The organism is Mycobacterium senriense, from assembly GCF_019668465.1.
Taxonomy (GTDB): domain Bacteria; phylum Actinomycetota; class Actinomycetes; order Mycobacteriales; family Mycobacteriaceae; genus Mycobacterium; species Mycobacterium senriense.
Genome location: NZ_AP024828.1, coordinates 568,093 through 580,453, shown reverse-complemented (window position 1 = coordinate 580,453; position 12,361 = coordinate 568,093). Strand labels below are relative to the sequence as shown.

Below are 12,361 nucleotides of genomic sequence, written 5' to 3'. Positions count from 1 at the left end.
GGTGTTTACTTCGAAATGTATCGAACATACATTCGAATACACTCCCCGGAAGCTGGTGATCGGAGGCTGTCATGACCGCGGCTTTTGCCTCCAGTCCCCACCAGGAAACCCGCGCTGAACAGCTCGAATCGCTTCGCCGTCGGATGGCGAGCATCTCCGGGAAGAAAGCCGGGTCGCCCGCCGCCGCGCCCGCCGGGGACCTGCTGCCGGACTCGGAGGCCCAGCTGGCCCTCCCGCCGTGGCTGGCCGACCTGCTGCCCGCCCCGGTGCCGCGGGGAACGGTCGCGGTGCTCTCCGGTGCCCGGTCGCTGCTGCTGAGCGTGGTGGCCGCCGTCACGGCGGCCGGTGGCAACGCCGCAATCGTCGGCCAGCCGGACATCGGGCTGCTGGCCGCCGCGGAGATGGGGGCGGACCTGAGCCGGCTCGCGGTGATACCGGATCCCGGAACCGATCCGGTGGAGGTGGCCGCCGTGCTCGTCGACGGCATGGACCTGGTGGTCCTGGGGCTGGGCGGGCGCCGGGTGCCGCCTACCCGGGCGCGGGCGGTGGTGGCCCGCGCCCGGAACAAGGGCTGCACCCTGCTGGTCACCGGCGGCGATTGGCAGGGCGCGCCGACGCGCCTTGCCGCCCGGGTCTGTGGTTATGACATCACTCCGGGTTGTCTGGAGGCGCCCGCCCCCGGATTCGGGCGGATCGGTGGGGTGCGGCTGCAGGTCAGCGGGACGTGCGCGGGACGACGGGTGATGACCCCGGCGCGAGCCGGGTAAATATCGTGGCTGGTCTTTCTGGGCCTTCCGGCTCAAGGGTTTTGGCGATCTGGTGCATGGATTGGCCCGCGGTCGCGGCGGCGACGGCCGCCGGCCTGTCCGCGACCGCCCCGATCGCGGTCACGCTGGCCAACCGGGTGATCGCCTGCTCGTCGGCGGCCCGGACGGCGGGTGTGCGGCGGGGGCTGCGGCGCCGGGAGGCGGCGGCCCGGTGCCCGCAGCTGCACGTCACCGCCGCCGACGCGGACCGCGACGCCCGTTTCTTCGAGGCGGTGATCGTGGCGGTGGACGACCTGGTGCCCCGCGCCGAGGTGCTGCGGCCCGGCCTCCTGGTGCTGCCGGTGCGCGGGGCGGCCCGCTACTTCGGGTCCGAGGCCACCGCCGCCGAACGGCTGATCGATGCGGTGGCCGCGACCGGCGCCGAATGTCAGGCCGGGGTCGCCGACCAGCTGTCCACCGCGGTCTTCGCGGCGCGGGCGGGCCGGGTCGTCGAGCCCGGGGGTGACGCGAAGTTTTTGTCGGTGCTGTCCATCCGGCAACTTGCCACCGAGCCGAGCCTGTCCGGCGCCGGCCGCGAAGAGCTGACGGACCTGTTGTGGCGGATGGGGATTCGCACCATCGGGCAGTTCGCCGCGCTGTCGCGCAGCGACGTGGCTTCCCGGTTCGGCGCCGACGGGGTGACCGCGCACCGGTTGGCCCGCGGCGAACCCGAGCGGCCGCCGTCCGGCCGGGAGCCACCGGCCGAACTCGAGGCCGTGCTGGACTGCGATCCGCCGATCGACCGGGTCGATGCCGCGGCGTTCGCCGGGCGCTCACTGGCCGGCAGGCTGCATCAGACGCTGATGGCTGCCGGCGTGGGATGCACCCGGCTGGCCATCCACGCCGTCACCGCCAACGGTGAAGAACTGCACCGGGTGTGGCGGTGCGCCGAGCCGTTGACCGAGGACGCCACCGCCGACCGGGTGCGCTGGCAGCTGGACGGATGGCTGAGCAGCCGCACCGCGCACAATCCCCGTCCCACGGCCGCGGTGACGCTGCTGCGGCTCAACGCGGTGGAGGTGGTGTCCGCCGAGGCGCTGCAGTTGCCGCTCTGGGGCGGCCTGGGCGAGGAGGACAGGCTGCGGGCCCGCCGGGCGCTGGTGCGGGTGCAGGGCCTGCTCGGCCCGGAGGCGGTGCGCGTGCCGGTGCTGTCCGGCGGGCGCGGCCCGGCAGAGCGCATCACGCTGATCCCGCTCGGTGACGAGCCGGTACCGCGGGCCGATCCCGATTCGCCGTGGCCCGGCCGGCTGCCCGAACCGTCACCGACGGTGCTGCTGGACGACCCGGTGGAACTGCTTGACGCCCAAGGAAACCCGATACGGGTGACCATCCGGGGGCTGTTCTCCGCCGACCCCGCGCGCATGATCGCCCACGGTCGCGACGAGCGACTGTGCTGGTGGTCCGGGCCCTGGCCGGTCGACGAGCGATGGTGGGATCCCGAATTGAGTAAGGGCCGCACCGCCCGCGCCCAGGTGTTGCTGGAGAGCGAGCGTGCGCTGTTGCTGTGCTATCGCCAGCGACGCTGGTATGTGGAGGGGAGTTACGAATAGTCTTGCGGTACAGCATATTCGACGCGCCGCAACGTGTCCGGGGTCAAATCCTTGAGCGAGGGATATCCGTCGACGGCCATGATCAGGTCCGCTTCGGCCAGCAGCGAGCGCAGCACGTGCACGATGCCGTCCACGCCACCGACGGCCAGCCCGTAGGCGTAGGGGCGTCCGATCCCCACGGCGGTCGCGCCCAGCGCGAGCGCCTTGATGATGTCGGCGCCGCCGCGCACTCCCGAGTCGAACAGCACCGGCATCCCGTCGGCGGCACCGATCACCGCGGGCAGGCAATCCAGGCAGGGCAGCCCGCCGTTGGCTTGCCTGCCGCCGCGGTTGGAGCAGTAAATACCATCCACGCCAATGTCTTTGGCGCGGCGAACGTCATCGGGATGACAGATGCCCTTGACCATCAGCGGCAGGCTGGTCTCGGACCGCAGCCATTCCAGATCCGACCACCGGAACGGCCCGCCGAAGATCGGCAGCTTGCGCACCGCCGCCTCGGTGGCGTCTTCGCCGCGGCTCAGGTTGGCACGAAAAACCGGATCGCTGATGTAGTTGGCCAGGCATCCGCTGGGCACCTGGGGGTAGTTCCCGCCCTTCAGGTCGCGGGGGCGCCAGCCGGTGACCCACGTGTCGAGGGTGACGGCGATGCCCTTGAAGCCGGCCGCCTCGGCGCGGTGCACCAGGCTGGCGGCCATCTTGCGGTTCGGCGGCGTGTAGAGCTGGAAGAACGCCGGGGTATCGCCGAGTTCGGCGGCGAGGTCTTCCATCGGGTCCGCGGACAGCGTCCCGACGAAAAACGGCACACCCGTGCGGACGGAGGCCCGCGCGCACAGCATGTCGCCGTGGCCCTCCGGGTCGCACACCCCGATGACGCCGATGGGCGCCATGAAGATCGGGGAGGGAAACCTGATGCCGAACAGCTCGACCGACATGTCCCGCTGTTCGGGGGCGATGCCCATTCGCGGGTACAACCCCCAGCGCTTGAACGCCTCGCAGTTGGCACGCTGGGTGTGTTCGTCGCCGGCGCCGCCGGCCACGTATCCCAGCACCTTCGGCGTCATCGCCGCCGACGCCTTCTTTTCCAGCTCCTCGAACCTGATCGGGTACTGCGGCTGATTGCCATGCAGCGACTGGTCGTACAGCTCATTTTGATAGTCGGCGAAGGCCATAGTCGCTGACTTCCCTGTGCTTAGATCACCAAACGAGCGCTGGGGATTCGGCCCCTCGGGGCGGCGCCGCCGTCAGTACCGCCCGAAGGCGATGGCCACGTTGTGTCCGCCGAAGCCGAACGAGTTGTTGATCGCGTACTCGTAGTTGCCGGGTCGGGGCTTGCCGGCCACGACGTCCAGGTCGATTTCGGGGTCGAGGTTTTCCAGGTTGAGCGTGGGCGGGACCACCTGGTCGCGCAGGGCGAGCACGGTCAGGATGGATTCCACGGCGCCGACCGCACCCACCGAGTGGCCCAGCGCGGCCTTGGGGGCGTAGACGGCCGGTTTGTGGCTGCCCAGCGCGTTGTTGATGGCCTTGGCCTCGGCGACGTCACCGACCGAGGTGCCGGTGGCGTGGGCGTTGACGTGGCCGATGTCGGACGGGCTGAGCCCGGCGAGCTGGATGGCGCGGCTCATCGCGTGGCCGGCGCGCAAGCCGTTGGGGTCCGGGGCGACCATGTGGTAGCCGTCGGAGGTGATGCTGGCACCCATGATGCGGGCCAAGATGTTGGCGCCGCGGGCTTTGGCGTGTTCCTCGGTCTCGATGACCAGCAGCGCGCCGGCCTCACCGAACACGAAGCCGGTGCGGTCGCGGTCGAACGGGCGGCACGCGCCGACCGGGTCGTCGTTCTTGGTCGACATCACGATGCGCATCTGGGCGAACGCCGCGATCGCGACCGCCTCGATCCTGACCTCGACGCCACCGCAGATGGCGATGTCGGCCTCGCCGAACACGATGTTGCGCCAGGCCTGCGCCACACCCTCGGAACCCGACGCGCACGCCGACACCGGCGTGATCACCCCGGCCTTGGCGCGCCGCTCCAGGGCCACGGCGACCGCCGCGCCGTCGGGCATGTACTTGGAGACGGCCAGCGGCGAGACCCCGGCGATGCCGCGGGCGCGCAGATCGTCGTAACTGAACACGATCTGCTCGGCGGACCCCAGGCCGGTGCCGATGGACACCATCAGCCGGTTCGGGTCGACCTCGGGGGAGCCGGCGTTCTCCCAGACCCGCCGGCTCAACACGGCCGACATCCGCTGCAGGTAGCCCATCCGATGGCGTTCGGCGCGCGTCAGCCCGCCGTCGAAGTCCTCCAGCAGGTGCCCGCCGATGCGCACCGGCAGGTCAAACTCCTCGACGAACGAATCTTCGAGCTTGCGGATACCACTTTGGCTGTCCAGCAATAGCTTCCAGGTGGCTTCCGCATCAGTTGCCAGCGCGGTCGTCATGGCGACGCCAGTGACGACCACATTCGGCAACGTTTTCCCGGTAACCAACTCCGTCATGACTCGCGAAACCTTTCATCTGGTCAGGGCTTTCAACGCGTGACGCCGAGCCCCCATTCCAACAAATCATGAAAACACAATGTGTCATCGTCCCCAACGTCAAAAGTGTTGGACGCCTGTCTTTCGCTTTGCGGATACCGTACGCCCGCTTGGCGTTATGCGGCGCGCACCGCCGCCGCGCGCGCCATCAGCCCGCGGCCGCCGGGCAGGGCGCCCACCACGGTGCGGGCCAGCCGGTCGCGGCCGCGCACACCATCGGTCCTGACCTTTCCGGCGCGCAGGTGCCGCCAGCCCAACCCGGCCCACGACGCCGCGACGACGGCATCGGTCACCCCACCGCGGGCGCGACGCCGGTCGACCATGGCCAGGATGAGCGCGGTCGCCGAGTGCACGGTGTCGACCCAGATCCCGGCCGCGAGCACCTCCGGGCCCGGGTTGAGCCCCGACAGCAGCGCCTGGGTCAGGTGGCGTGCGCCCAGTATCCGGGTGACGACGAGCGCCTTGCGGTCGACCTGCACCCCGTGGATGTGGTCGAGCACCTCGTTGGGCGCGGCCAGCAGCACAACGCCCCACCCTGCCCGGATCAGCTCGATCCCACGAATCTTCATCCGTCACCCCCAATTTGACGTGCAAAGTCGCCCACCCTGTCGATGAACCGATCGAAGAATGCCGTCGCGTCGACGTCAATCCCGATGAGCGCGTTGGGTTCTCGACGGTCCGACCAGTCGGTCACCGTCATGGCGCGGGTCAGGGTTCCGGTCAGCTCGATGTCCACCGTCGCCGGACGCGTCGTGACCAGCTCGGGATCCAGCGCGACGGCGGCGGCCAGCGGATCGTGCAGGTGTGCCTGATAGCCGTGACCGAGCTCGTGATAGGCCTCCAGGTAGAACCGCATCGCGTCCTCGATCACCCGAATCAGCGGGTTGGACGCCGTCGACCGGGTTCCGGCGGCGTCGTGTTCGCTCAGCCGCGTCGTCGTCGACTCCGCGGCCGCCGCCAGCCGCGTCAGATGATCGGGCGTCATCGCCACCTTGCGGGTCAGATCCAGGCCGCACAGAATCGGGAGCCGCTGTCGCCCAACGTTTTCCGGGCACCACGCCGCCAGCACCTCGGCCGCCGCCTCGGGGTCCACGCTGATGTTCCACTCCGCCACCGCGGTGGTGTTGCCCCGGTGGTCGTAGGACCCGCCCATGATCACCAGCCGTTTCAGCAGCGCCGGCAGTTCGGGCTCGGCGCGCAGCGCCAGCGCCAGGTTGGTCAGCGGGCCGGTCGCCACGCCGATCAGCTCACCGGGACAGGCGCGCGCCGCGCGCACCCAGGCGCCGGCCGAGTCGTAGTCGGTGAGCCGGTGGGAGCCCGGCGGCAGGTCGGCGTAGCCCAATCCCCTGGGGCCGTGGACCTTTGACGGCAGCCGCATAGGTCCGGTCAGGGTTTCCCCGGAACCCTTGGAGACCGGTACGCCGGTGCGCTCGCACAGTGCCAGCAGGCCCAGATTATTTTCGCAAACCTGCTCCACCCCAACGTTTCCCCCGGTCGAGGCGATGCCGATCACTTCGGCGTCCGGGCTGGCCAACAGGTACATCAGCGCCAGCGCGTCATCCACGCCGGTATCGACGTCGACGAAAACAGGCGAGTTCATTGATTCCAAGATACCGGCGCTAGGCTGACACAATGCCAACGACGTCGGAGCCCCCCGAGGGGACTGATTTAACGCCGCACTTCGACGATGTGCAGGCCCACTACGACCTGTCGGACGAGTTCTTCCGGCTATTCCTCGACCCGACCCAGACCTACAGCTGCGCCTACTTCGAGCGCGAGGATATGACGCTGGAAGAGGCGCAGATCGCCAAGATCGACCTGGCGCTCGGCAAACTCGGGCTGCAGCCGGGCATGACGTTGCTCGACGTCGGCTGCGGTTGGGGCGCCACCATGATGCGGGCACAGGAAAAGTACGACGTCAACGTCGTCGGGCTCACCCTGAGTCGCAACCAGGCCGAGCACGTCGAGGAGCTGATCGCGAAGTCGGGGAGCCCGCGCTCGGCCCGGGTCCTGCTGGAGGGCTGGGAGAAGTTCGACGAGCCGGTCGACCGGATCGTCAGCATCGGCGCCTTCGAGCACTTCGGGCACGAGCGCTACGACTCGTTCTTCACCCTGGCGCACGACCTGTTGCCCGACGACGGGGTCATGCTGCTGCACACCATCACCGGGCTGCACCCGAAGGAGATGGCCGAGCGCGGCATGCCGATCTCGTTCACGTTCGCCCGGTTCATCAAATTCATTGTCACCGAGATCTTCCCGGGTGGGCGGCTGCCGTCGATACCGATGGTGGAGGAACGCGCCACCGCGAACGGCTTCACGGTGACCCGGGTGCAGTCGCTGCAGCCGCACTACGCCAAGACCCTCGACATCTGGGCCGCCGCTCTGCAAGCCCACAAGGACGAGGCCATCGCGGTGCAGTCCGAGGAAGTCTACGAGCGGTACATGAAATACCTGACCGGTTGCGCCGACGCATTCCGGATCGGATACACCGACGTCAACCAGTTCACGCTGCAGAAGTGACTACCAGTGCACGCCGGGCACCAGGCGGACCAGCCGCTTGACCGAACGGGGTGTCCGGATCCCCCGGGTGACCGCGCGCACCGGCCGGCTGGGCTTGCGGCGGGCGGTCCGCGGGGCCGGGGCGGGTTCGGTGGTCTGCCCGCGCGCCGCGGCCGAATCCGGATAGCCGAGATAGAGCTGGTGCAGCACGCGCCGCGACGTCCGCGGGGCGAAGTAATTGCCGGCCTCGGCGAGCGTGCCCAGCGGGGTGTCGATGCGGGCCGGCTTTTCCACCAGCCCGCGCACCACCATCGCCGCCGCGCGCTCGGGACTGATCGCAGGCACCGGGTTGAGCCGGTGCGACGGCACGATCATCGGGGTGCGCACCAGCGGCATGTGGATGTTGGTGAAGGTGATGTGATCGGACAGCACCTCCGAACCCACCACATCGGAGAACGCGTCCAGCGCGGCCTTGCTCGGCAGGTAGGAGCTGTACTTGGGATTGCGTGCCTGCACACCGGCGCTCGACACGTTGACGATGTGACCGAACCGGCGCTCGCGCCAGTGCGGTAGCAGCGCCAGCACCATTCGCACCGCGCCGAAGTAGTTGACCGCCATCACCCGTTCGTAATCGTGCAGCCGGTCGGTGGAGTTGACCACCGAGCGGCGGATCGACCGGCCGGCGTTGTTCACCAGGTAGTCGACATGGTCGAAGCGGCCCAGGATGTCCTTGACCGTGTGTTCCACCGACGCGGTATCGGTGACGTCGCAGGTGAAGGCATGGGCGACACCACCATTGGTGCGGATCTCGTCGACCAGCGCATCGAGCGCCTCGCCGTTGCGGGCCAGCGCGAACACGGTGGCGCCCCGCTCGGCGATCGCGATGGCCGCGGCCCGGCCGATGCCGCTGGAGGCGCCGGTGATGATGACGTGGCGGCCCTGCAACGGTCCCTGCGGATCGTCGCGGCGCGCGCGATCGGGATCGAGGTGCTCCGCCCAGTACCGCCACAATTCGGGCGCGTAATCGGCGAAGTTCGGAACGCTGATCCCGGTGCCCTGCAAGGCATTTCGCGTCTTCTCGCTGACAAAGGTGGGTGCCAGGTCGACGACGTCGAGCACCTCGGCGGGGATACCCAGCTGGGTGGCCGCCATGTTGCGCACCACCCTGGCACGACCGCGCACCTTGAACACCGGGGCGGCAACCGAGCGCGGCAGCGACCCGCGCAGCGGCGGCAGCCCGGCCGCCTTGGCCACGCCACGGTAGATGCCGCGCAGGCCGATGGTCTTCTCCGCGGTCAGGTGGAACGTCTGCCCGTCACGGCCGTCGGCGTGCATGAGCGCGACCAGGGCGTCGACCACATAGTCGACCGGGACGATGTTGGTGCGGCCGGTGTCGGGCAGCAGCATCGGGGTCAGCGACGGCAGCACCGCCAGCTTGGCCAGCACGCCGAAGAAGTAATACGGGCCGTCCACCTTGTCCATCTCGCCGGTGCGTGAATCGCCCACCACCACCGCCGGGCGGTAGATGCGGTGCCGCAGCCCAGGCGCCGAGCGCACCAGCAGTTCGGCCTCGAACTTGGTCTGGTGATACGGCGTCGGCAGCTGCTGGCCGACGTCGAAGTCGTCCTCGGTGTATTCGCCGGCGAAATCTCCCGCCACGGCGATCGACGACACGTGGTGCAACGTCGCGTCCAGCCGCTGCGCCAGCCCGATCACCGCGCGGGTGCCCTCGACGTTGCTGGCCCGCTGCTCGGGCTCAGCGGCGGTGATGTCGTAGATCGCCGCGCAGTGCACCACGTGATCGATCTCGCCCAGCTCGGCGAGCACCTCGTCGCCCAGCTCGAGCTCCGGCAGCGCGCCGACCAGCGGTTTCACCCGCTCGCCCCAGCGTTCCGCGAGCCGCTCGAAGCGGCCCAGCGACTGCCGGCGCACCAGCACCCACACCTGTGCGTCGGGGCACGATTCCACAAGACGAGACACGACACGGCTACCAATAAACCCGGTACCGCCGGTAACGACATACCGCATGAAGACATGGTGGCGGTGGCAGCCGCGCACGTCAACTGCCGATCTTGCGCGCGGGAGGGCTAGTTGTGGAAGTCGCGGATCCCGTCCCAGTCGACCAGCGTCCAGCCGGTCATCGGGTTACCGCTGATCACCACCCGGCCGGTGTTGGGAATCGGGTGGCTGTCCATCAGGCTGTCCTTGGCGTTCTGGGCGTTCAACAGGGTCCACACCATGATCGAGTTCCGGTGCGAGAACACCACCGGGTTGCGATGTCCGCTGTTGTAGATCTTGTTGACGGCCGCGGTGAACTGGTCGTTGAACTCCTTGCCGCTGACCGAGCCGGGGATGCTGTCGGATACGTCGCCGTTGATCCAGTTCACCGGCGCCAGCATGTACGTCGACTTCGCCATCGACTCGGGTTTGCCGTTGTACCAGCCCGCGTCGATCTCCTGGATGCCGGGCAGGATCTCGACCTGCTTGCCCAGCGCGGCGGCCAGCGGGGCGGCGGTTTGCTGGGTCCGGGTCATGGTGGAGGCGTAGACGCTGTCGTAGTCCTTGCGGCCGAGTTGGTGCGCCAGCTGCTCGGCCTGCCCCTTGCCCTCCGGCGTCAGACCCGGGCCCGGCACCGTGGTGTCGATGGTGCCGCTGGCGTTGGCCTCGGACTGGGCGTGGCGGATGAACGTCACCGTGATGGACCGCGCCTGCGGCGAGCCGCCGCAGCCGGCGACGACCATCGTTGCGGTGAGCGCGGCCAGCGCCATCGTGGCTTTGCGGATCATGCTGCGCTTGGGCATGTCGATTAGCCTGCCTTGCCGACGGCTCCGGTGGGAAGGGTTTGCGGCGGTTTGTTACCGCGCGACCTCACCGGAGACCGCCGTTTCGCCGGATGCCAGAGTGGACCGGGGATCACTACTCAACGATCAGGAGACTTCCATGGCGATTGATCCGAGTGCCGTCGGCGCGGTGACCGAACCCATGCAGTTCGAATGGACCGACCGGGACACGCTGCTCTACGCGCTGGGTGTCGGAGCCGGGATCGACGACCTGCCGTTCACCACCGAGAACAGCCACGACATCGACCAGCAGGTGCTGCCCACGTATGCGGTCATCTGCTGCCCGGCATTCGGCGCGGCCGGCCTGGTCGGAAAGTTCAACTGGGCCATGCTGTTACACGGATCGCAGAGCATCCGGCTGCACGCACCGCTGCCGCCCGCGGGCAAGCTCTCGGTGGTGTCCGAGGTCGCCGACATCCAGGACAAGGGCGAGGGTAAGAACGCGATCCTGGTGTTGCGCGGCCGGGGCACCGAGCCGGATTCCGGGCAGCTGATCGCCGAGACGCTCACCACCCTGGTCATCCGCGGCGAGGGCGGCTTCGGGGGCATGCCGGGCCAGCGGCCGGTCGCGCCGGAATTCCCGGACCGCGAGCCCGACGCCCGCATCCCGCTGCCCACCCGCGAGGATCAGGCGCTGATCTACCGGCTCTCCGGCGACCGCAACCCGCTGCACAGCGACCCGTGGTTCGCCCGGGAGCTGGCCGGTTTCCCCAAGCCGATCCTGCACGGGCTGTGCACCTACGGGGTGTCGGGTCGCGCGCTGGTGTCCGAGCTGGGCCAGGGCGTCGCGGCCAACATCACCTCGATCGCATCGCGGTTCACCTCGCCGGTGTTCCCCGGCGAGACACTGACCACGCTGATCTGGCGCACCGAGCCGGGCAAGGCCGTGTTCCGCACCGAGGCTTCGGGTCCCGACGGGGCCGACACCCGGGTGGTGCTCGACGACGGCGCGGTGGAATACGCCTAGCGCGATGGCTAGCGCGACAGCTGATCGGCCAGCCGGTCGGTGAAGTCGCTGGCCCCGGCCGGACTGTCCAGCGCGTATTGCGCTGCGGTCGCACGGTCGCCGTCGTCGCCGTGCCGCACCAGGATCGGCACGCCGTCGGCGCGCACCGCGTCGAACGCGTCCTCGTCGGTGATGTCGTCGCCGAGGTAGACCGGTGTCAGCGGACCCGATCCGGCCTCGTGCAGGTGATCGATCACCCAGCGCAGCGTTTTCCCCTTGTCCCAGTCCAGGTCCGGGCGCAGCTCGATGACCTCGCGGCCGGTGGTGACCCGAAGCTCGTCGCGGCGTCCCGCGGCGCGCACCGCCGCCAGCACCTCACCGACGCGGTCGCGTTCGGCGTTGCGGTAGTGCACGGCCACCCCGAATCGCTTGTGTTCCACCACGACACCGGGAATCGTGCCGAGCCGGTCGCGCAGCTGGCCGGCCGCCTGCTCGAGCACCGGGATGGCGGCGGCCGCGTCGTCGTTCTGGTGGTGGGTGCCGTCGGGCGCGGTCAGCTCGAAACCGTGACTGCCCGCATACCAGATACCGTGCACCCCAACGCGTTTCGTCACATCGGCGAGATCGCGGCCGGACAGCACCGCGACCGGGCATCGCGCGGCCAGCCTGTCCAGCGCCGCGGTGGCCCCGGCGACGGGCCGCGCCGCGTCCGGGTCGTCGACGATGTCCGAGAGGGTGCCGTCGAAGTCGAAGAACACGGCCGGTCGCCGGTCGGCGAGACCATCGGCGGTGCCGGTCAGGGCCTGCAGGGCATCGGGCAGCTGCGACATCCGGCGGTCGCCTGTGCGCACGGTGACGTCGCGAAGGTCGGTCACCACCGCATCGGCCCCCGCCTCGCGCACTCTGTCGTCATGCCCGGCCGGGTCGACAGCGATCACCAGCGCGAACCCCGCGGCGCGTGCGGCCTCGATGCCCGCGGCGTCCCGGGCGACCACGACGCAGCGGCCCGGGCGCACCCGCAGCCTGTTGGCGGCCTGTACCGGGCCGTCCGCCGAGACGACGGCGGTGCCCACCCCGGTCTCGCGAAGTCGGGCGGCCAGCGGGGAGCCCAGCGCGCCGTCGTCGTCGAACAGCACCGCGTCATGGCGGCGCGGATCGATGATGACCGGCCCCAACTTGCCCATGC

Annotated in this window: 11 protein-coding genes; 4 read left to right on the top strand and 7 right to left on the bottom strand. The window is 69.6% G+C overall.

Annotated elements, in window-relative coordinates:
• The first annotated feature begins 71 nt into the window (after positions 1 to 71).
• Entirely contained in the window at positions 72 to 767 is a 696-nt protein-coding gene (locus MTY59_RS02795) for a hypothetical protein (RefSeq protein ID WP_221044328.1), read from the top strand.
• A gap of 56 nt (positions 768 to 823) precedes the next feature.
• Positions 824 to 2,356: a DNA polymerase Y family protein gene (locus MTY59_RS02790; protein WP_221044327.1), complete on the top strand. Its 1,533-nt coding sequence runs from the start codon at positions 824 to 826 to the stop codon at positions 2,354 to 2,356.
• On the opposite strand, the gene MTY59_RS02785 is transcribed toward MTY59_RS02790, so the two are convergent.
• The 4 genes from MTY59_RS02785 to MTY59_RS02770 all read right to left on the bottom strand — a co-directional run bounded on the left by MTY59_RS02785 (position 2,347) and on the right by MTY59_RS02770 (position 6,490).
• Positions 2,347 to 3,525 carry an alpha-hydroxy-acid oxidizing protein gene (locus MTY59_RS02785; protein WP_221044326.1) on the bottom strand — a complete coding sequence of 393 codons (1,179 nt, stop codon included), beginning with the start codon at positions 3,523 to 3,525 and terminating at the stop codon, positions 2,347 to 2,349. The two genes, MTY59_RS02790 and MTY59_RS02785, sit on opposite strands and share 10 nt — an antisense overlap.
• A 72-nt stretch (positions 3,526 to 3,597) precedes the next feature.
• Complete coding sequence (kasB, locus tag MTY59_RS02780; RefSeq protein ID WP_221044325.1) at positions 3,598 to 4,851, bottom strand: 3-oxoacyl-ACP synthase KasB; 1,254 nt, start codon at positions 4,849 to 4,851, stop codon at positions 3,598 to 3,600.
• A gap of 155 nt (positions 4,852 to 5,006) precedes the next feature.
• Positions 5,007 to 5,459, bottom strand: coding sequence for a hypothetical protein (locus MTY59_RS02775; RefSeq protein WP_221044324.1), 453 nt, complete (start codon positions 5,457 to 5,459; stop codon positions 5,007 to 5,009).
• Positions 5,456 to 6,490, bottom strand: coding sequence for a nucleoside hydrolase (locus MTY59_RS02770; protein ID WP_221044323.1), 1,035 nt, complete (start codon positions 6,488 to 6,490; stop codon positions 5,456 to 5,458). The genes MTY59_RS02775 and MTY59_RS02770 overlap by 4 nt, the downstream gene beginning before the upstream one ends.
• 32 nt (positions 6,491 to 6,522) lie before the next feature.
• Between MTY59_RS02770 and cmaA1 the strand changes: the two genes are divergently transcribed.
• Positions 6,523 to 7,410 (top strand): cyclopropane mycolic acid synthase CmaA1, encoded by an 888-nt coding sequence (gene cmaA1, locus MTY59_RS02765; RefSeq protein ID WP_221044322.1) that lies wholly within the window; start codon positions 6,523 to 6,525, stop codon positions 7,408 to 7,410.
• On the opposite strand, the gene MTY59_RS02760 is transcribed toward cmaA1, so the two are convergent.
• Both MTY59_RS02760 and MTY59_RS02755 read right to left on the bottom strand, forming a co-directional pair.
• Positions 7,411 to 9,417 (bottom strand): SDR family oxidoreductase, encoded by a 2,007-nt coding sequence (locus MTY59_RS02760; protein WP_221044321.1) that lies wholly within the window; start codon positions 9,415 to 9,417, stop codon positions 7,411 to 7,413.
• 59 nt (positions 9,418 to 9,476) lie between these two features.
• Positions 9,477 to 10,190: a histidine phosphatase family protein gene (locus tag MTY59_RS02755; RefSeq protein ID WP_221044320.1), complete on the bottom strand. Its 714-nt coding sequence runs from the start codon at positions 10,188 to 10,190 to the stop codon at positions 9,477 to 9,479.
• 139 nt (positions 10,191 to 10,329) lie between these two features.
• Here MTY59_RS02755 and MTY59_RS02750 point away from each other — a divergent pair, with 139 nt between their 5' ends.
• On the top strand, positions 10,330 to 11,196 hold the full coding sequence (locus tag MTY59_RS02750; protein ID WP_064952079.1) for a MaoC/PaaZ C-terminal domain-containing protein: 867 nt from the start codon (positions 10,330 to 10,332) through the stop codon (positions 11,194 to 11,196).
• 8 nt (positions 11,197 to 11,204) lie between these two features.
• Here MTY59_RS02750 and otsB read toward each other — a convergent pair whose 3' ends face one another.
• The gene (gene otsB / locus MTY59_RS02745) at positions 11,205 to 12,359 is read right to left on the bottom strand and encodes a trehalose-phosphatase (protein ID WP_221044319.1); all 1,155 of its coding nucleotides are present in this window, start codon (positions 12,357 to 12,359) and stop codon (positions 11,205 to 11,207) included.
• Between the last annotated feature and the right edge of the window lie 2 nt (positions 12,360 to 12,361).